This is a genomic window from Flavobacterium sp. CR10 (assembly GCF_055814415.1).
In genome coordinates this window covers 822,990-841,787 of sequence record NZ_CP185985.1, presented here as the reverse complement: position 1 = coordinate 841,787, position 18,798 = coordinate 822,990, and the positions used below count along the sequence as shown (strand labels likewise).

Sequence of the window (18,798 nt, the reverse complement as noted above, 5' to 3'; positions counted from 1 at the left end):
TTTAAAATCTCTAAAATCTGCGTAATTTGCAGGCGGAAAATGCTGTTTACCAACCAGAAATAAATTAAAGCCAAACCAAAATGAAAGTACACATTATTGGAGGAGGAAACCTTGGGGTTTCTATTGCCTTGGGAATTGCTAAATTCTCGAAAAACAACCAAGTTACTGTCACTAGAAGAAACACTGCAAGTATTCAATATTTATCAGAATATGGGATTACAGTTTCTAACGATAATAAACACAATATTCAGGAAGCTGATGTTGTAATCTTAACCATAAAACCGTATCAGGTAGATACTGTTTTAGCCGAAATTCTGCCAGTTATCCAAAACAAAACCATTGCTTCTGCAGTTAGCGGATTGTCTTTGGATATGCTTCAGTCTAAAACCAATTATGAGTATCCAGTTGTCCGCATTATGCCAAATATTGCTGCTCAGTTTGGAGAATCGGCAACTTGTATTTCTTTTCCAGAAAAATATGCAGCAAATGCGTCGCCAGTTGTTGACTTATTCCAAGATTTAGGAACGGCTCCTGTTATCGATGAAAAACTAATGGATGCAGCAACTGTTTTAGGTGCGTGCGGAACGGCATATGCATTGCGTTATATTCGTGCATCTATGCAGGCAGGAATCGAAATTGGTTTTGATTCTAATACCGCTTTAGCAATTGCGGCTCAAACGGTAAAAGGAGCGGCTAAAATGCTTTTAGAAGAACGAGTGCATCCAGAACAATTAATTGACCGTGTAACAACACCGCAAGGCTGTACAATTGTTGGTTTGAATGAAATGGAGCACAATGGTTTCAGTTCGTCATTAATCAAAGGAATCAAAACTTCTTTGAAACAAATCAAAGGTTAGGTTTTAAAGAAATTCAAATATTTTAAATTTCAATATTTAAATTCCAAATTCCAATTTTAAAACTGGGGTTTGGAATTTTTTGTTTTACAAAATTAACCACAGTTTTGTCATTCTGAGGGACGAAGAATCACACGAGTAAGTCGACAAAGATTGACAATTTTGAATGCGGAGTTTCTAGTGTGATTGCTTCGCCAGTTCGCTATCGCTCGTGTCTTCGTTCCTCAGAATGACAGATATTATCGAATAGCTTGGAATTTGGAATTTTTACTTTTTGGAATTTGCTTTAATGAGCTGACTATACTTCAACCCGCACTCAGAAATCTTAGTGTACGAATTCATTGCATTTCCATAATTCTGAATTGTCAAAGTGTCTTTTACATACAAAGCATCAATACCAACGGGGATTTCTAATTCTTTAGAATTGTCAGAATCAGTATCATCTTCATTGCTAATATCGCCTTCATATTCGTCCCATGGAATTCCTTCTAAAGAAATATATTTTTCGCCAGAACTGCTTGTGGAGAAAATAGCATTTCCTTTTAAACTTCTGTTTTGAGTCGTAAAAGTGTACTTGTAATCCTTTTTATCTTTCGAAATAATCAATGTGATATTGCAGTCCTCGGCTTTAGAAATGTAAGTTCCAGAAATGGAATCTTTAGCAGAAGGAGCAAGGTTTTCATTTGTAACAGCAACTGTTTTTACTGCTTTTTCTTCAAAAATTTTCTCTGTTTTCTGATGACAGGATAAAATCAATCCTAACGGAAATAAAAATAAAAGGCGACTTAATTTTTGATTGTTAATCATCCATTACTAGTTTTTTTGTTCAGAATATATTTTAGATATAAAAAGCCTGCCAAACCTGCTACGAAAGAAGCAATAAGAATCGCTATTTTGGAGAAAACAATGACTTCAGGATTTTTGAAAGCAAGAACCGTAATGAATATTGACATGGTAAAACCAATTCCGCCCAGCATTCCTGCTCCTAAAATATGTGCCCATTTTAAGTTTTTAGGCAACATGCACAAACCAGAAGTTACACCGACAGACGAGAAAAGCAGAATTCCAAGAGGTTTGCCCACTACAAGTCCGAGAATGATTCCGTATGTGTTAACGTGATTAAGACCTTCGTGCCAGTCTTCTGTGATTGTTAAAGCCGTATTGGCAATTGCAAACAGCGGAAGAATAAAAAAGGCAACGGGCTGATGTAAAAAATGCTGTAATCTATACGAAGAGGTTTTTTCTCCGCCATCGCCAAACGGAATTACAAATGCTAAAATAACTCCCGTAATGGTTGCGTGAACGCCAGAATTAAGCATAAAATACCACATTATGGCTCCGCCAATTAAATACGGAATCAGATTATGAACTTTCATTCGGTTTAAGATAAATAGCAAGCCCCAGATTCCGAGAGCAATTCCAAGATTTAAAAAGGAAATTGATGTGGTGTAAAAAACGGCAATAACGATTATTGCACCCAAATCGTCGATAACCGCCAAAGCGGTTAAAAAGACTTTTAATGAGGCAGGAACTTTGTTCCCTAGAAGTGATAAAATTCCGATAGCAAAAGCAATATCGGTCGCCATTGGAATTCCGGCTCCGTTTTGTGTGGTTGTACCGTAATTTAAAGCCAAGAAAATTGCTGCAGGAACTAGCATTCCTCCAAAAGCCGCCATAATTGGCAGAGAAGCATTTTTAATATTAGATAATTCTCCATGATAAATCTCGCGTTCCAACTCCAATCCGATTAAAAGGAAGAAAATAGTCATCAATCCATCATTGATCCAATCTGTTATAGAATGGCCTGCAATTTCTTTTTCCCAAAAAGCAACGTATGGAACTTGAACAGAAGAGTTAGCGAGATAAAGAGATAAAATCGTGACAAAGAGCAAGATAATTCCTCCCGATTTTTCGTTTTCAAAAAAGGCTTTAAAAGTCTTGGTAAGTTTCATTAGGGAAGATTTTCTGAAGATTTATATGATGGATTGCGAAATCCTTATTCTTTCAAAGTTAAAAAAAAATCCGAGCAATAAAAAGACATTTGCCACGAAGGCACAAAGGCACGAAGTTTTTTATGTTTTTTGGTGTTAAATTATTTCTTCGTGACTTTGTGATTTTACGAGATTAAAATATTATGACTCAAAAGAAATCTTAAACATTTCCCGTATTTTTGTGTTTCTAAAAATTCTAAATAAATGAGCATAAAAATTCTTCATATCGACAGTAATAATCCAATTCTTTGGAATCAATTAGAAGAAGCTGGTTTTGAAAACCACGCCGATTTTAAATCTTCAAAAGAAGAAATCGAAGCAAAAATTCAAGATTATAACGGAATTGTAATTCGTAGCCGTTTCAAGATTGACAAGACTTTTTTAGATGCTGCAACAAAGTTGCAATTTATTGCAAGAGTTGGTGCAGGTTTGGAAAGTATTGATTGTGAGTATGCTTCTTCGAAAGGAATCCATCTCATTGCTGCTCCAGAAGGAAATCGCAACGCTGTTGCAGAACATTCGCTTGGCGTAATTTTATCTTTATTCAACAACTTGAACCAAGCAGACGCAGAAGTGAAAGCGGGACAATGGAACCGCGAAAGCAATCGTGGTCATGAATTGGATTTAAAAACAGTTGGGATTATCGGTTATGGAAATATGGGAAAAGCTTTTGCCAAAAAATTACGAGGTTTTGAGACAGAGGTTTTATGCTACGATATTTTGGATAATGTTGGAGACGAAAATGCGAAACAGGTTTCATTGGAAGAATTACGCGAAAAAGCAGATGTTTTAAGTCTTCATCTTCCTTGGACACCAGAGACAGATAAAATGGTTAACAGCGCCTTTATAAATGCGTTTAAAAAGCCTTTTTGGATCATCAATACTTCTCGCGGTAAAAACATTGTGACAGCAGACTTAGTTGAAGCGATGAAAGAGAAAAAAATCTTAGGCGCAGGTTTGGATGTTTTAGAATACGAGAAACTTTCGTTTGAAACGCTATTTCAAGAAAACAATACACCAGAAGCGCTTCAATATTTAATGGAAGCAAAAAATGTATTGCTGACGCCTCATATTGCAGGTTGGACTTTTGAGAGCCATGAGCGTTTGGCTCAGGTAATTGTAGATAAAATCAAAGCCGTTTATGGCAAACAATAGCCTACAGGCTTTAGAATTTAATAACGAGTTTTTTCCTGTAAATTTTATTTGGCAAGATTAGTTTTATTTCTTATTTTTTAATAATATTGTTTCCGAATTTTAAAAGAATGAGTCTAAATAGATTTGTTTTTTAAGTTTGGAGAAAGCCGAAAATCCGAAGAGTAGGAATTAATAAATTTTTTTAAACAAAGATGGAATTACAAGAAACATCGAATAATTTTGAAGAACAAATCCCAGTATTTAAAGTAGATCCTATCATGGTTTTACTATTTGGATTTTTAACTTGCGGATTGTATTTAATTTATTGGAATATTAAAGTAGCTGAGGTTTTTAATGCTGTGGCAAAAAGAGAAGTTATTTCGCAGCCAGTTGCAATTTTTGCAGGTTGTTGTATGCCAGTTAATATTTATTTCTACTACTTGGCTGGTAAAGATGCTTTGCCAAAAGTGTATGAGAAAACTGGTGAACTTCAAAAAGACCAATCTACTTTATTAATTGTTTTAGGATTCTTTTTTCCTATTGCGGCGGCAATGATTGTACAAGGTGATATCAACAGATTATATAAATAATACGCAAACAAGACGTAAAATTTACGGAATTATCGGTGCAGCAATTACACTGATAGTTCCGTTTTTTTTAATGCTTCATAATCATAATGATCATCTGGAAACCGATCAATCATTATGTCCTTTTAAGATGCTGACAGGTTTTCCGTGTCCAGGATGCGGAATTACAAAATCGTTAGTCTATTTTTATCAGGGAGATCTATACAAATCAATTTCGTATCATATTTTGGGGCCTTTTGTTATTGCTTTTTGTGCTGTAACGATTGTTGTTTTGACTACAGAATTAATTACCAAGAAAGAATATTTTAACGCACTTTTATACAACAGAAAGCTAGCTTATGGATTGGCTGTTTTTCTGGGCGTTTATCATCTTATAAGATTGATTTTATTTGTGAGAAACAACTCTTTTGATGATATCTTGCATCAGTCAATTTGGTTTTAAAATCCAATAATCTGATTTTGCAACAATCAGATTTGTTTGTTTAAGTACAGTTTTAAGAATACTAAAAATTAAGATCATGGAAAATACAAAGAGAGAAGATTGGAACAATCCGCGTTACGGACAGGAAAATAAGAAAGTATTAGCTGGAATTTTAGCTATTTTATTAGGATATCTAGGAATCCATAAGTTTTATTTGGGTTATACCAAAGAAGGAATAATTCAGCTTCTTCTAGGTTTGGCTTTTGGAATTGGCGGTATAATTGGAGTTATCGAAGGAATTATATATTTGACCAGAGACGATGAAGAATTTTATCAAACTTACCAAATTGGTTATAAGGGCTGGTTTTAAAAGAAAATATATTTATCTCTAAATCCCATTCAGAAATGAATGGGATTTTTTTATGCGGTAAATTGTCTTTTTCTGTTGTAATAAAAACTTTTAGTTGCTAATGAGAATTATCAAAGTCAGTAATCTTGCACTCTGTTAAAAAGAATAAACGGAGTAACTGAAAATCCTTAAGAGTAGGGAATTAAAAAGAATTATTATGTTAGAAATTTACAAAAAAATGGTTTTGGAAAACTATGCGAATTTTAATGGAAGAGCTAGAAGAAAAGAATATTGGATGTTTGGTCCTTTAACGATCTTGGTTTATTTTGTACTTAATGCTTTAAGTTTTATTCCTGTAATAGGAATTGTTTTTTCAATTTTAGCTGGAATATTTATTTTAGGTATGATGGTGCCATTATTTGCTGTGGCAGTTAGAAGAATGCATGATGTTGGTAAAAGTGGATGGTATATGTTTATTCCGATTTACAGTTTTATTTTAGCTTGTACAGAAGGTGAAAAAGGTACAAATCAATATGGTGCAGATCCTAAAAATGAATTAGAAGACTTAGAAGAGATTGGAAAAGATCTTAACTAGTTTTTAAATAGTACAGTGCCCGGATTTGCAAATCCGTGTTGTTGAATTAGGGAATTAATTAAAATATTATGAGTGAAAAATTTAAATTAATAGAAAAGTACTCTATTAATACAAGTACATGGTTTTGGGATATCATTAAAAATAGTGACCAGAATCAAGAAACTTTGAGAGCAATATTAAAAAAAACTGACTAAAGAACAGATTATAAAATTTCAAGAACAGTTCTTAGATGCAGCAGGTGTTTTACAGGATGATCCTTTTATTGATTATATAGAAGATTCAGAAGACGGACTAGAAGATGTTAGTTATTTGGTTGTGAGTAGGGGTGAAGAGTACTATTTTGAAATATTACAATATCCTGAAAAAATTCCTGAAACAGCGGAAGGATTTCAAATTATGTTTGGCGTTGCCGATGAGGTTTGTATTGAGTTGTATGGCGAGTCAACAGGTATATATTAATTGTTTTTATATTTTGAATGTTAAACAAAAAAATCCCATTCGCTTTACAGTAAATGGGATTTTTCTATTTTATATAAAAAGACAATTAATCTTCCTTCTCAGACAATTTCTTTTCCAATTCAATCTGAAACTCTTCTATAACAGGTTTCATAGTGCTTTCTGGAATATCTGCGATTCTAATGTACATTAAACCATCAATTGCATTATTGAATAATGGATCAACGTTGAAAGCGACTACTCTTGCATTTTGTTTGATGTATTTCTTAATTAAAACAGGTAAGCGTAAGTTTCCTGGTTCCAATTCATCAATGATTTTATCAAACTTATTCAAGTCAGATTCTGCTTCGTCGAAAATGAAATCTTTGTCGGCGTCTTTCAGTTTTACTTTGTACGCTTTTTTCGGGTGAATATACTGCGCAATATACGGATCGTAATAATTAGATTTCATAAACTCAATCATCAACGATTTAGAGAAATCTGAAAACTGATTACTGATACTTACACCTCCAACTAAATATTTATGTTCTGGATGACGTAAAGTGGTATGAATAATACCTTTCCACAATAAGAACAAAGGCATTGGTTTTTGCTGATATTCTTTTACGATAAATGCACGCCCCATTTCGATTGATTTGTGCATCATGTCGTGAAGTTCTGGTTCAAATCTGAAAAGATCAGTTAGATAGAAACCTTCAATTCCGTATTTTGGATAGATTTCAGAACCTAATCCCATACGATAGGCACCTGCGATTTTTTTGGTTTCATCATCCCATAAAAACATATGGTGATAATATTGATCATATTCGTCAATATCAATAGATTCGTTTGTTCCTTCACCAACTTCACGGAAGGTAATTTCTCGTAAACGTCCAATTTCGTGCAAAATGTTCGGGATCTGCTTTGCACTTGCAAAGAAAACCTCGTAGTTTTTGCTTTGTAAAAACCTGCTGTCGCTATCACGTAATGCCTGAACTTCATCAATCAATTTTGATTCGCTTGCAGGCGTAACAATTTTTTTAGGCGCTTTTGGTATTTTAAGGCTTGCTGTGTCAATCAGTTTGGTGTCTTTCTCAAACGGATTTGCCAGCATATAGGTTTTCTTTCTCAAGAATTCTGAGTATTCTTCAAAAGATTCGATCTCATTTTGTTCGCTAACAGAAATTGGTTTTCCGATACGCACTTTAATTACGCGGTCTTTTTGAGTCAAAAGCTCAGAAGGTAATTTTGCAGTACGTAAAGTATCATCAATTTTAGAAAGCCAGTAGAATAATTTACTGTTTTTGGCATGAAAGTAAATAGGAACTACAGGAACTTTAGCTTTTCTGATTAGTTTAAGAGCACCTTCTTCCCAAGGTTTGTCTACTACTAATTTACCGTCTTTATAAGTTGAAACTTCACCAGCAGGGAAAATTCCTAACGGTTTTCCGTCACTTAAATGGCGCAACGTTTCTTTAATTCCAATTACGCTCGATTTTGCATCCTTATGGTTTTCAAAAGGATTAACCGGCATAATGTATTTTTTCATCGGAACAATTCTATGTAATAAGAAATTGGCAATGATTTTGAAATTTGGCTCTCTTTCAAGCATCAATTTCAAAAGCAAAATTCCATCAATTCCTCCAAGCGGATGATTAGAAATGGTTATATACGCACCATCTTTTGGCAGACGTTTTAAATCTTCTTCTGGGATTTCAAACTTAATTTCCATTTCGTCCAAAATTCCATTCAAAAAGTCAAGGTCTTCCAAATGTTTATTACGATCGTAAATTTTATTAAGGGTCGAGATCTTAAGAACCTTCATAAGAATCCAGCCAGAAAAGGTACCGAAAACTCCGTACTTTTCAACATTTATTGCCTTTGCAACTTCTTTCGCGGTAACTAAACCCATGTAGTACTTTTAATTTATTAGAACAGCGAACAAAGATAACAAAAAAGTCTACTTTTCATTGTTTCCAAGATAAACTTTGCACTTTTTTATTACATTTGGAATCCTAAAAAAATCACTGATGAAAATTATTTCTTATAATGTAAATGGAATTAGAGCGGCAATAAACAAAGGGTTTATCGAGTGGCTGCAGCAAGCAAATCCTGATGTAATATGTCTTCAGGAAATAAAAGCTACACAGGATCAAATTCCGGTAGATGATATTACGGCTGCGGGCTATCCGTTTCAATATTACTATCCAGCAACCAAAAAAGGGTACAGCGGTGTAGCAATTCTTTCTAAAACAAAACCAAATAATATTGTTTACGGAACAGGAATTCATCATATGGATTTTGAAGGAAGAAATCTTCGCGCAGATTTTGACGATGTTTCTATAATGAGTTTATATCTTCCGTCTGGAACAAACATTGAAAGACTGGATCATAAATTTATGTTTATGGATGACTTCCAGAATTATATAAACGAATTGAAACTTACGATTCCGAATTTAATTATCTGCGGAGATTATAATATTTGCCATGAAGCCATAGATATTCATGATCCGGTTCGCAATAAAACGGTTTCAGGATTTCTTCCTGCAGAACGTGCTTGGTTGGATGGATTCATGAAATCTGGTTTTATTGACAGTTTCCGCCATTTCAACAAAGAACCGCATCATTATTCATGGTGGAGTTACCGCGCGGGAGCAAGAGGAAATAACAAAGGTTGGCGTATCGATTATAATTTGGTGAGCAATGTATTAGAGGATAGATTGAAAAGAGCTGTTATACTTCCAGATGCAATGCATTCAGATCATTGCCCTATTTTAGTCGAAATTGATTAATTTTTGGTATTGTTCTTGTTGAGAGAAAGGTGGTTTAAATTCAAGAATTGATTTTGAATTTTGAAATTGTGAGATTTTAAACGCCTAAAATAAAAACCAATTAAAGTAAGATGATTAAAAAAGCCTCCATCGGATTATTGGCATTAGCCTTGTCCACAACGTCATGTGTTTCTAAGAAAATTTACAATGATCTTGAAACAAAATATTCTGATTTGAAAAAAGAAAACCGTTCTATTGCTGATGAAAACGAAAGTTTAAAGAAAGCGAAGAATCAGTTAGAAACCGATCGTGATAAATTGACTAAAGATTTAGCAAATGCTAATGATGATTTGGCAAAACAAAAAGCTGATCTTGCTGCCGAGCAAAAAAAGTATAAAGTGCTTCAGGACTCTTATAATGCATTGGAGAAAAACAGCAATGATGCATTAGAGAAAAACATGGCTAAAAACCGTGAATTATTAGCGCAGTTGGAAGCAAAAGGAAAAGCTCTTGCAGATGAACAAGCTCGTTTGGATAAAACGGCTAATCGTTTGAAAGAACTTGAAGATATGATTGCAGCTAAAGAAGAAGCAATGCGTAAATTGAAAGAAACTTTATCTAAAGCATTAACTGGTTTTGAGGGTAAAGGTTTAACAGTTGAACATAAAAACGGAAAAGTATATGTTTCTATGGAAAACAAATTACTTTTCAATTCAGGAAGCTGGGCTGTTGGAACTGAAGGAAGAAAAGCAGTTGTAGAACTTGGAAAAGTTTTAGGCGACAATCCTGATCTTTCTGTTTTAATTGAAGGACATACAGATGACGATCCGTACGCTGGTTCTGGACCTATTGCAAACAACTGGGATTTATCTACTAAAAGAGCAACGGCAATTGTAGCGATTTTGAGTGAAAACCCAAAAATCAATAAACAAAAATTAACTGCAGCAGGAAGAAGCGAGTTTTCTCCTTTAGCTAGCAATGCTACTCCAGAAGGAAAAGCCAAAAACCGTAGAATCGAAATTATCTTGACTCCTAGATTAGATGAGATTGCGGAGATGCTTAATAGTATTAATTAAGTTGCTAAGGTTCTGAGATACTAAGATGCTAAGATTTAAAAAAGGATTCAAGTTTTACTTGAATCCTTTTTTATTGGCAATAAAAAAACTTAGAATCTTAGCGTCTTAGTACCTTAATATCTTTAAAAAGAATCTTGTACTTTTTTTAACCTTTATCAAATTTAAATTTGAAAAATCCCTTTGTATCTTTGATCTCTAAAAAAAATTAAGAAGGTAAACTTAGAACCTTAGAATCTTAGCAACTCAGAACCTTAAAAAAAATGAAATACACAACATTACCTAACACCGATATAAAAGTTAGTAAAATATGCCTTGGAACAATGACTTTCGGGCAGCAAAACACAGAAGCAGAAGGACACGAACAAATGGATTATGCTTTGGAAAGAGGAGTAAACTTCTTTGACACAGCTGAAATGTATTCGGTTCCTGCGAGTGAAGCAACTTACGGAAGCACAGAAAAAATAATTGGAACTTGGTTTAAAAAATCAGGAAATAGAGATAAAGTGATTTTGGCTTCTAAAATAGCAGGTCCAAATCCGAATTTTGGATATATGCGTGAGAAATTGGATTTTTCGTCAGCAAGTATTAAATATGCAGTCGAAAATAGTTTAAAAAGACTTCAGACAGATTATATCGATTTGTATCAAATGCATTGGCCAGAAAGAAAAACCAATAATTTTGGACAGCGTGCTTTTCACGGACATGATGATGTTTGGGAAGATAACTTTAGAGAAATCCTTGAAACTTTTGACGGATTAATCAAAGAAGGTAAAATCAAACACATCGGGGTTTCAAATGAAAACGCTTGGGGAATGATGCGCCTTTTGGAAGAAAGCAAATACAACAATCTGCCAAGAATCAAAACTGTTCAGAATCCGTATTCTTTATTGAACCGTTTGTTTGAAGTGAATTCTGCAGAAGTTTCAAAATATGAGAATGTTGGTTTGTTAGGATATTCCCCTTTAGCCTTTGGAGTTTTGACTGGGAAATTCTTAACTGGCGAAAGTCACCCGAAAGCAAGAATTAACCTTTTTCCGCAATACAAACGTTACAATAGCGATCAATGCACAGAAGCGACTAAATTGTATCAGGAAATTGCTAAAAAACATGGTTTAACGTTAACACAGTTGGCAATGGGATTTGTATTGCAGCAGCCGTTTTTGACAAGCGCTATTATTGGTGCAACAACTTTGGAGCAATTAAAAGAAAATATCGATACAATTGATGTTACGCTTTCTAAGCAAATCTTAGCAGAAATTGATGCTGTTCAGGCTATAATTCCTGATCCTGCGCCTTAAACTTTTTTTGCCATAAAGGCGCTGGTTTTTTTGCCACGAAGGCACTAAGGCGCAAAGTTTTTTTAATCTCGCAATCCCGATAGCTATCGGGAGCAGAGTCGCTAAGTTTAATGTATTAAATTCAATAGCGTCCAGCTTTAGCTGGATGAAAATATAAACGCAAATCAAAGGGCTTTAGCCAAACTTTATCAGTTTGGCTAAAGCCCTTTTCTATTTCAATCATATTCCCTTAGCTTAAGCTAGGGGCTATTCAAAAAACTTTGCGCCTTAGTGCCTTCGTGGCAGAAAATTACAAATCAAATTCATCATCAACAGCCAAAGAATCTGTTTTGACTGCAGTCGAATCTGGAACTTTAATTTTGATTAATGAACGCGCGTTTCCAGAAATATAAACTGGCAGTATTCCAATAGTATCTTCAGGAACTAAAAGCCCTCTTCTGAACATCAAATTCTTTAAGAATTTCTGGTTTTTTATAGCATAATCTTTTAGGTTTCCTTCATCATTAAACTGATACATGAATTTTCTTGGTTTCGGAATAATGGTTGCCAAGTACAAACATTCATCGACATTCAAAGCCGATGGGCTTTTCTGGAAATAAAAATGACTGGCTTCTCCAATTCCGTACACATTTGGTCCCCATTCGATAATGTTGAAATATACTTCCAGCATTCTTTCTTTGCTTACAATTCGGTTGTTTTCTAAAATGTAAACCAATAGAATTTCTTCAAGCTTTCGCGAAAGCGTTTTTTCTCGAGTTAAAAAGACATTCTTAATCAACTGCATGCTGATTGTGCTGGCACCGCGCGAGAATTTCTTCGTTCTAATGTTTTTCAGAATCGATTGTTTGAAAGCTTCGTTTATGAATCCACGATGAGAGAAGAAAGAAGGATCTTCTGTCGTTAAAACACATTTTCTTAAATAAGGTGAAATTTGATCCAAAGGAGTGTAATTTGGATTCGCATTTCCGACCAAAATAGGTCTTTGCAATACGTTTTGAATAATGGCACGATATACAAATTCTCCGTTTAATTTATTTAAATCGGCTTCACCATATTTAGTGATTCGTAAATCTTCTTTGTTGAGCTTACTGTCAAAAACGAGCGTATTTGGTTTGTTTTTATTGAATTTGAAATCCAATTTGTAATCAAAATTTCCAGTCGCCTGCATACCTTGAAAATGCGTAAATAAACCATCTGGAAGCGAAACGATAAAATCCTGCGCTTTCATTTTCGGAATGTTTACTTTCAAAGTATAAATGGTGTCTTTTTCAGTATCATAAGAAACGTAAGGACGAACTTTAATTTTATTCAATTGCATTGTTGAACTGCTGTCAATAGAAATGAAACTATCGCCTAGTAAGAATCGATAATCAAAACGGGCATTTTTTATCACCACATCTTTGCTCGCAATTTTTGGGTGATTGATTTTAAGATTGGCGATAGAAGTATAACCATCAATATGCAATTCGCTTCCGCTTTTGTCAATATTTTCAAGATTTAATCGAATAGAATCAAAACTTGCTTTAAGATTGTATCTTTCGTCAAGATATGGAACGCGAATGGCTCCGGTATCTAAATTGAAAAATCGAATATCAGCTTTTTTATTTCGTGGATCGGCAAATCCTTTGATGTTCCAACGCTGGTCAAAATCTTTAGCTTGAACATGCAGATTTGTTTCTAATTGTTTATTGCTTAAAACCAATTTATCGACATCAATATTGGTTTGTTTTCCGTTGTCGTCGATTTTGAACTTGAAGTTTTTCAGATCCATATCAGTTGGAACTAAATTCAATACTTTAGAAATGATTCTGTAAGCAAATGAAGCATACTTTCGTTTTTCGTTAGATTCTGTTTCTTCGCGATCTCTTTTTAGAAAAGCATCAAAATTTCGTTTTTTGCCTTTTTTTACTAATTGAATATAGCCATTGTCTACTTTTAGAGTTCCGACTTGAACATCTCCAATCAATAAGTTGCTTAAACTAATGCTCGTTTCCACATTTTTTATTTTGACGAGCGTATCAGCATTTATTGGAGCTAGAACTACATCTGTTAATTTTATAGTCGATAAACCATCAAACGAAGCCGATTCTACAGAAAAGTTACTGTTGTATTGAACAGCCATTTTGTGGGTAACTTTTGCGATGGCTTGTTTTAGAAGTGAATTACGAAAATAATATAATCCGATGCAAAGCATTAAAATTACTATTCCCAGTATTTTTAATGCCTTGTATATTTTTTGTTTTGGAAAATTCATAAAGTTGGTTTTCAAAAGAATTTAGAAATTTTTGAAACGTAGTATTGTTTTTTTTTGCCACGAATTGCGCGAATTTCTCGAATTAATTTTAGATAATGTAAAATGTATAAATTCAGATTTTAAATTTAAAATAAAATTCGTGTTTAATTTGTGTAATTTATGGCAAAAAGAAAAAATTAACCAAAAAGGATACTTGCAACATCTTCAATTTTTGCAACAAGTTCAATCTTAATTCCTGTGTTTTTTAAAGCAATTTTATTGTATTTAGAAACAAAAATAGTGTCGAAACCTAATTTTTCAGCTTCCTGAATGCGTTGGTCTACACGATTAACAGGACGAATTTCACCAGAAAGTCCGACTTCGCCGGCAAAACAGAAACCTTTTCCAACCGGAATATCTTCGTTAGAAGATAAAATTGCGGCAACAACGGCTAAGTCAATGGCAGGATCATCAACAGAAATTCCGCCTGTAACATTCAGGAAAACGTCTTTTGCTCCTAAACGGAATCCTGCTCTTTTTTCTAAAACAGCCAGAATCATATTTAGCCTTTTGGCGTTGTAGCCTGTTGTACTTCTTTGAGGTGTTCCGTAAACTGCTGTGCTAACCAAAGATTGAATTTCAATCATTAACGGGCGCATGCCTTCTAAAGTTGTAGCAATTGCAGTTCCAGAAAGTTCTTCGTCTTTATGCGAAATTAGAATTTCGGAAGGATTTGAAACTTCTCTTAATCCGCTACCAAGCATTTCGTAAATACCAAGTTCAGAAGTTGAACCAAAACGGTTTTTTAGCGAACGTAAAATTCTATAAATATGATTTCGATCGCCTTCAAATTGAAGTACAGTATCAACCATATGTTCTAAGATTTTTGGTCCAGCGATATTTCCGTCTTTAGTAATATGCCCAATTAAGATTACGGGAATATTACTTTCTTTGGCAAATTTGATTAGTTCTGCGGTGGTTTCACGAATCTGAGAAATGCTTCCTGCAGTCGATTCGATGTAGTCAGTGTGCAAAGTTTGAATTGAGTCAATAATGACCACTTCAGGCTGAATGGTTTCAATTTGTTTGAATATGTTTTGCGTTTTGGTTTCCGTTAAAATATAGCAGTTATCGCTATTTGGCGTTATTCTTTCGGCACGCATTTTTATCTGTTTCTGACTTTCTTCTCCAGAAACGTATAATGTTTTATAAGGTAACTTTAATGATACTTGAAGTAAAAGTGTACTTTTTCCGATGCCGGGTTCACCGCCCAAAAGCGTTAAAGATCCAGGAACAAGTCCGCCACCCAAAACACGATTCAATTCGCTGTCGGTAGTATCCATGCGAACTTCCTGTGTAGAATCAATTTCGTTAATTTTTAAAGGTTTTGGCGCTTTGCTTGTTGGAGTGGGTTCACTTTTCCAAGCTACTTTATCCTGTTTCTGGATAATTTCTTCGGCAATCGTATTCCATTCTTTGCACGCATTGCATTGCCCTTGCCATTTGGCATATTGGGTTCCGCAGTTTTGGCAGAAAAAGGAAGTTTTAACTTTTGACATTATTTACTTTTTTTAGCAAGTGTATTCATTTCGTCAATTTTCTCATACATCATGTCTTTGTTCAAATCGCCAATTGGCTCCATTTGAGAAGCGTTTTGGTATTTTTTCGAAGCGTGTTTAGGATCACCTTGTTTTTCATACATTAATCCTAATTCATATTCTCCCAACATGGCTTTAGGGTAATTTACATTTCCTATTTCAGCCATTTTTCCTAGTTCGCTATAGGCATTTCTTTTTAAAATAAGATTTTCTACTACTTTAAAATCGCTCATTCGAACAGGAATTTGAACTCCTAAAGCTTCAGACATTGTAGCATATTTTTTTTCTAAATATTCTGCATAACCTTCTTGAAGAACCGCAATTTTGTCGTTGTATTCGGCAGAATTTATAGGTCTATATACTTCAAAAATCTGGTACAATGCACTTGGTATAGAATGCAATACTTCTGTGTAATGTGTTGCGCCTTTGAAAACATCATATTTATAATTCACTAACGGATTATTAGCGATTTTAATATTACTGTTTAATTTATCTATTGGTTCTTTAATTTTCTTGATATCACCTTCTCCAGCAGAAAGGTAATAGAAAATAGGGCTTTTTATTTTAGCAAATTTCTCTGCAATACGCACTTCCATTTTTGGAGCAAGCTCTGGACTTAAGCAGATGTATGCATTAAAAAGCGGAATTTCTTTATACAAATAAAAATTAGCAAAACTTGCCGTTACATCATGACCCGCAATAAGTCTGAAAGGCGTGGTGCGATATTTTTTCTCGATATAAGGAATTAATTCTGCTCCTATAAATTCGAAAAATTTTGCTCCTTTTTCAAAAGGAAGTCCTTCGTTTTGATCAATTGTTGTGTCATCGTAGCGTTCTTCATCTTTGTTTTGATGAATTCCGATGATGATCATTTCTGGAATGTCATCCCAATAAGTTCCATAACTTATGGCTCCAGAAAACGGATCAAATAAGTAATCTCCATCCAATAAATAAAGAACAGGATATTTTTTTTCTTTGTTTGCTTCATAAGAAGCAGGAAGTCCAATCGTAATTCTGCGTTCTTCTCCCAGTTTTTCTGATTTAATGTTGTCGAACGTTTTTTGGGCAAACGATGAGAACGAAATCAAAAGTGTCAGTAGGTAAACTTTTTTCATGATTTGTGGCATTTCAGTAAATTAAAAAAGTATTGAAAATAGTGTAGCAATATACTATTTTATTTGCTTCTTTGTTAATTGAGGTAAAAATTGAAGCACAGTGTTTTAGCATCAGAACCAGTTTGGATTGAGGCAAAAGAAAGATGTTTTGTTCAAAAATGGCTTTTGACAAAGTAGGGAAATTCGGTAAGAAAAAGAAAATCTTAGGTTAAAGAATTGTCATTTTCGTTCGGGAAAATAATCCAAGGCTTGAAGGTTTTTGCTTCTTCAAAATCTAGGGTTGCATAAGAAATGATAATGATGATGTCATCTTTTTGAACTTTTCTTGCAGCAGGACCGTTTAAAGTGATTTCGCCTGAATTTTTTTCACCTTTAATAGCGTAAGTTTCAAAACGTTCGCCATTATTGATGTTAACAATAGATACCTTTTCGCCTTCAATAATGTTTGAAGCCTCTAGTAGCGTTTCATCAATAGTAATACTGCCAATATAATTTAAATCGGCTCCGGTTACTTTAACACGATGAATTTTTGATTTTATAACTTGAATTTGCATGATGCAAAGTTAGATTAATTTAATGAAATGGTGTCTATCAGTCTTATAGAATTAACAAATACCGCTATAAATGCTCGGTATTTTTTGTCATTCTCTTTTTGATTGATAGGTAAAAGTGTAGATTCGTCAGCAATAACAAAATACTCTAGTTCAAATTCTTTGTTGTCTTTGAAAGAATTTTCTACAAATTCGATTGTTTCTTGCGGACTATGATTTTGAAAAATCTCTTTTGCTTCAGTTAAAGTTTTGTAGATAATTGAAGCGTTTTTTCTTTCTTCAGTTGTCAAACGTTCGTTTCTAGAACTCATTGCAAGCTGATTTTCTTCTCTAAAAATTGGACACCCAACAATGTTTACAGGCAATCCAGTTTTTTCTACTAATTTTTTAACAATCTGTAATTGCTGAAAATCTTTTTCTCCAAAATAAGCATTTGTTGGAGTTACAATTTCAAAAAGCCTTTTTACAATTGTTCCAACACCATTAAAATGACCAGGTCTGAATTTTCCTTCCATCTGGTTTTCTAATCCGTCGAAATCAAAAGTCTGCGAAACGGTATTTCCTTCATAAATGTCTTCGACTGAAGGTGCGTATAAAATGATTTTATCACTTAATGTACGCATTTTCTTAACATCTTCTTCTAGCGTCCTAGGATATTTTGCTAAATCTTCTGGGTTGTTAAATTGTGTTGGATTGACAAAAATGCTCACTACTGTGTCATCGTTTTCTTTTAACGAACGTTGCATTAAAGCCAAATGTCCTTGGTGTAAAGCGCCCATTGTTGGTACAAATCCGATAGTTGAATTTGCGGTTTTGATAGTTTTAAGATAGGCTATCAACGCTGCTTTACTGTAGAAAATATGCATTGAGGTATTATTAAAATTTATGCAAACATAATATATTAGTTATAAACTGCATAAAATTTTGTAATTTTGCGACGTTTTTATTACCAAAATTAAGTAAAATACTATTATGAAAGATAAGAGGATATTATACGTATCATCTGAAGTCGTGCCTTATTTGGCTGAAAATGAGGTTTCTTTAATGTCTTATGACGTTCCGAAAATGATTAATGATCAAGGCGGTCAGATAAGAATTTTCATGCCGAGATATGGGAATATCAATGAGAGAAGACATCAATTGCATGAAGTGATTAGACTTTCAGGGATGAATTTGGTAGTGAATGACTTAGACATGCCGTTGATTATCAAAGTAGCATCTATTCCGAAAGAGAGAATCCAGGTTTATTTTATCGATAATGACGAATACTTTAAACGTAAAGCCACTTTTACAGATGAAGAAGGTGCTTTATATCCTGATAATGACGAAAGAGCCATTTTCTTTGCAAAAGGTGTTGTAGAGACTGTAAAAAAATTAAACTGGGTTCCAGATATTATACATGTTCATGGCTGGCTTGCGGCAATGCTTCCAATTTATATGAAGCATTATTATAAACATGAAGCCTTGTTTTCTGAAACTAAAATCATCACTTCTGTTTACGGACAATCATTTGATGAAAATTTAGATTTAGAAATGATCAATAAAGTTAAATTTGACGGTGTTCCTCATGAAGCCGTATCAGATTTAGAAACTCCAAATTACGAGAATGTTTTAAAAGCTAGCATCTTACATTCTGATGGTGTAATTATTGCATCAGAAAATGTTTCTCCAAGTTTAACAAAATTTATAGAATCTTCAGGAAAACCTTTTTTACCTTTCGCCGGGAAAGATGGATTTGCAGATGCTTATACAAATTTCTACAGAACATTTGGACTTTAAATTTTAAATTT

18 protein-coding genes are annotated in these 18,798 nt (G+C 33.9%); 10 read left to right on the top strand and 8 right to left on the bottom strand.

Annotation, left to right across the window (positions count from 1 at the left end; genetic code table 11):
* Positions 1-80: 80 nt before the first annotated feature.
* Complete coding sequence (gene proC, locus ACNRYB_RS03895; RefSeq protein ID WP_473729298.1) at positions 81-857, top strand: pyrroline-5-carboxylate reductase; 777 nt, start codon at positions 81-83, stop codon at positions 855-857.
* A gap of 264 nt (positions 858-1,121) precedes the next feature.
* Here proC and ACNRYB_RS03890 read toward each other — a convergent pair whose 3' ends face one another.
* On the bottom strand, positions 1,122-1,661 hold the full coding sequence (locus tag ACNRYB_RS03890) for a hypothetical protein (RefSeq protein WP_473729297.1): 540 nt from the start codon (positions 1,659-1,661) through the stop codon (positions 1,122-1,124).
* Positions 1,658-2,806 carry a Na+/H+ antiporter NhaA gene (nhaA, locus tag ACNRYB_RS03885; protein WP_473729296.1) on the bottom strand — a complete coding sequence of 383 codons (1,149 nt, stop codon included), beginning with the start codon at positions 2,804-2,806 and terminating at the stop codon, positions 1,658-1,660. Before nhaA ends, ACNRYB_RS03890 begins: the two co-directional genes overlap by 4 nt.
* Before the next feature lie 243 nt (positions 2,807-3,049).
* Here nhaA and ACNRYB_RS03880 point away from each other — a divergent pair, with 243 nt between their 5' ends.
* The 5 genes from ACNRYB_RS03880 (at position 3,050) to ACNRYB_RS03860 (ending at position 5,931) form a co-directional block, all read left to right on the top strand.
* Positions 3,050-4,000, top strand: a complete 951-nt coding sequence (locus tag ACNRYB_RS03880) for a 2-hydroxyacid dehydrogenase (protein ID WP_473729295.1) — start codon at positions 3,050-3,052, stop codon at positions 3,998-4,000.
* Between the two features lie 191 nt (positions 4,001-4,191).
* A complete protein-coding gene (locus ACNRYB_RS03875) occupies positions 4,192-4,569 on the top strand; it encodes a DUF4234 domain-containing protein (protein ID WP_008465507.1) in 378 nt (125 codons plus the stop codon).
* Entirely contained in the window at positions 4,544-5,008 is a 465-nt protein-coding gene (locus ACNRYB_RS03870) for a DUF2752 domain-containing protein (RefSeq protein ID WP_473729294.1), read from the top strand. Before ACNRYB_RS03875 ends, ACNRYB_RS03870 begins: the two co-directional genes overlap by 26 nt.
* A gap of 76 nt (positions 5,009-5,084) precedes the next feature.
* Complete coding sequence (locus tag ACNRYB_RS03865) at positions 5,085-5,357, top strand: TM2 domain-containing protein (protein ID WP_066033290.1); 273 nt, start codon at positions 5,085-5,087, stop codon at positions 5,355-5,357.
* Positions 5,358-5,553: 196 nt separating this feature from the next.
* Positions 5,554-5,931, top strand: coding sequence for a DUF805 domain-containing protein (locus tag ACNRYB_RS03860; protein WP_473729293.1), 378 nt, complete (start codon positions 5,554-5,556; stop codon positions 5,929-5,931).
* 544 nt (positions 5,932-6,475) lie between these two features.
* On the opposite strand, the gene ACNRYB_RS03855 is transcribed toward ACNRYB_RS03860, so the two are convergent.
* Entirely contained in the window at positions 6,476-8,278 is a 1,803-nt protein-coding gene (locus ACNRYB_RS03855) for a GNAT family N-acyltransferase (protein ID WP_473729292.1), read from the bottom strand.
* A 118-nt stretch (positions 8,279-8,396) separates the two neighbouring features.
* Here ACNRYB_RS03855 and ACNRYB_RS03850 point away from each other — a divergent pair, with 118 nt between their 5' ends.
* From ACNRYB_RS03850 to ACNRYB_RS03840, 3 genes are all read left to right on the top strand, one after another.
* Positions 8,397-9,158: an exodeoxyribonuclease III gene (locus tag ACNRYB_RS03850; RefSeq protein ID WP_473729291.1), complete on the top strand. Its 762-nt coding sequence runs from the start codon at positions 8,397-8,399 to the stop codon at positions 9,156-9,158.
* A gap of 110 nt (positions 9,159-9,268) precedes the next feature.
* A complete protein-coding gene (locus ACNRYB_RS03845) occupies positions 9,269-10,213 on the top strand; it encodes an OmpA/MotB family protein (protein WP_129747871.1) in 945 nt (314 codons plus the stop codon).
* 260 nt (positions 10,214-10,473) lie between these two features.
* Positions 10,474-11,511: an aldo/keto reductase gene (locus tag ACNRYB_RS03840; RefSeq protein WP_473729290.1), complete on the top strand. Its 1,038-nt coding sequence runs from the start codon at positions 10,474-10,476 to the stop codon at positions 11,509-11,511.
* Between the two features lie 289 nt (positions 11,512-11,800).
* Here ACNRYB_RS03840 and ACNRYB_RS03835 read toward each other — a convergent pair whose 3' ends face one another.
* The 5 genes from ACNRYB_RS03835 to panC form a co-directional block, all read right to left on the bottom strand.
* Positions 11,801-13,765: a transglycosylase domain-containing protein gene (locus ACNRYB_RS03835; RefSeq protein WP_473729289.1), complete on the bottom strand. Its 1,965-nt coding sequence runs from the start codon at positions 13,763-13,765 to the stop codon at positions 11,801-11,803.
* 176 nt (positions 13,766-13,941) lie between these two features.
* On the bottom strand, positions 13,942-15,303 hold the full coding sequence (gene radA / locus ACNRYB_RS03830) for a DNA repair protein RadA (RefSeq protein ID WP_095930311.1): 1,362 nt from the start codon (positions 15,301-15,303) through the stop codon (positions 13,942-13,944).
* On the bottom strand, positions 15,303-16,457 hold the full coding sequence (locus tag ACNRYB_RS03825) for an alpha/beta hydrolase (protein WP_129747874.1): 1,155 nt from the start codon (positions 16,455-16,457) through the stop codon (positions 15,303-15,305). Before ACNRYB_RS03825 ends, radA begins: the two co-directional genes overlap by 1 nt.
* A 203-nt stretch (positions 16,458-16,660) precedes the next feature.
* On the bottom strand, positions 16,661-17,011 hold the full coding sequence (panD, locus tag ACNRYB_RS03820) for an aspartate 1-decarboxylase (protein WP_008465481.1): 351 nt from the start codon (positions 17,009-17,011) through the stop codon (positions 16,661-16,663).
* 14 nt (positions 17,012-17,025) lie between these two features.
* Positions 17,026-17,874, bottom strand: coding sequence for a pantoate--beta-alanine ligase (gene panC / locus ACNRYB_RS03815; protein WP_129747875.1), 849 nt, complete (start codon positions 17,872-17,874; stop codon positions 17,026-17,028).
* A gap of 106 nt (positions 17,875-17,980) precedes the next feature.
* Between panC and ACNRYB_RS03810 the strand changes: the two genes are divergently transcribed.
* Positions 17,981-18,787 carry a glycogen/starch synthase gene (locus ACNRYB_RS03810; RefSeq protein ID WP_008465476.1) on the top strand — a complete coding sequence of 269 codons (807 nt, stop codon included), beginning with the start codon at positions 17,981-17,983 and terminating at the stop codon, positions 18,785-18,787.
* The last annotated feature ends 11 nt before the right edge of the window (positions 18,788-18,798 follow it).

What these genes read in the sequence shown, in the direction of transcription:
- proC (WP_473729298.1), top strand. Translation starts at nt 81, where the DNA reads ATGAAAGTACACATTATTGGAGGAGGAAACCTTGGGGTTTCTATTGCC.
- ACNRYB_RS03890 (WP_473729297.1), bottom strand. Translation starts at nt 1,661, where the DNA reads ATGATTAACAATCAAAAATTAAGTCGCCTTTTATTTTTATTTCCGTTA.
- nhaA (WP_473729296.1), bottom strand. Translation starts at nt 2,806, where the DNA reads ATGAAACTTACCAAGACTTTTAAAGCCTTTTTTGAAAACGAAAAATCG.
- ACNRYB_RS03880 (WP_473729295.1), top strand. Translation starts at nt 3,050, where the DNA reads ATGAGCATAAAAATTCTTCATATCGACAGTAATAATCCAATTCTTTGG.
- ACNRYB_RS03875 (WP_008465507.1), top strand. Translation starts at nt 4,192, where the DNA reads ATGGAATTACAAGAAACATCGAATAATTTTGAAGAACAAATCCCAGTA.
- ACNRYB_RS03865 (WP_066033290.1), top strand. Translation starts at nt 5,085, where the DNA reads ATGGAAAATACAAAGAGAGAAGATTGGAACAATCCGCGTTACGGACAG.
- ACNRYB_RS03860 (WP_473729293.1), top strand. Translation starts at nt 5,554, where the DNA reads ATGTTAGAAATTTACAAAAAAATGGTTTTGGAAAACTATGCGAATTTT.
- ACNRYB_RS03855 (WP_473729292.1), bottom strand. Translation starts at nt 8,278, where the DNA reads ATGGGTTTAGTTACCGCGAAAGAAGTTGCAAAGGCAATAAATGTTGAA.
- ACNRYB_RS03850 (WP_473729291.1), top strand. Translation starts at nt 8,397, where the DNA reads ATGAAAATTATTTCTTATAATGTAAATGGAATTAGAGCGGCAATAAAC.
- ACNRYB_RS03845 (WP_129747871.1), top strand. Translation starts at nt 9,269, where the DNA reads ATGATTAAAAAAGCCTCCATCGGATTATTGGCATTAGCCTTGTCCACA.
- ACNRYB_RS03840 (WP_473729290.1), top strand. Translation starts at nt 10,474, where the DNA reads ATGAAATACACAACATTACCTAACACCGATATAAAAGTTAGTAAAATA.
- ACNRYB_RS03835 (WP_473729289.1), bottom strand. Translation starts at nt 13,765, where the DNA reads ATGAATTTTCCAAAACAAAAAATATACAAGGCATTAAAAATACTGGGA.
- radA (WP_095930311.1), bottom strand. Translation starts at nt 15,303, where the DNA reads ATGTCAAAAGTTAAAACTTCCTTTTTCTGCCAAAACTGCGGAACCCAA.
- ACNRYB_RS03825 (WP_129747874.1), bottom strand. Translation starts at nt 16,457, where the DNA reads ATGAAAAAAGTTTACCTACTGACACTTTTGATTTCGTTCTCATCGTTT.
- panD (WP_008465481.1), bottom strand. Translation starts at nt 17,011, where the DNA reads ATGCAAATTCAAGTTATAAAATCAAAAATTCATCGTGTTAAAGTAACC.
- panC (WP_129747875.1), bottom strand. Translation starts at nt 17,874, where the DNA reads ATGCATATTTTCTACAGTAAAGCAGCGTTGATAGCCTATCTTAAAACT.
- ACNRYB_RS03810 (WP_008465476.1), top strand. Translation starts at nt 17,981, where the DNA reads ATGAAAGATAAGAGGATATTATACGTATCATCTGAAGTCGTGCCTTAT.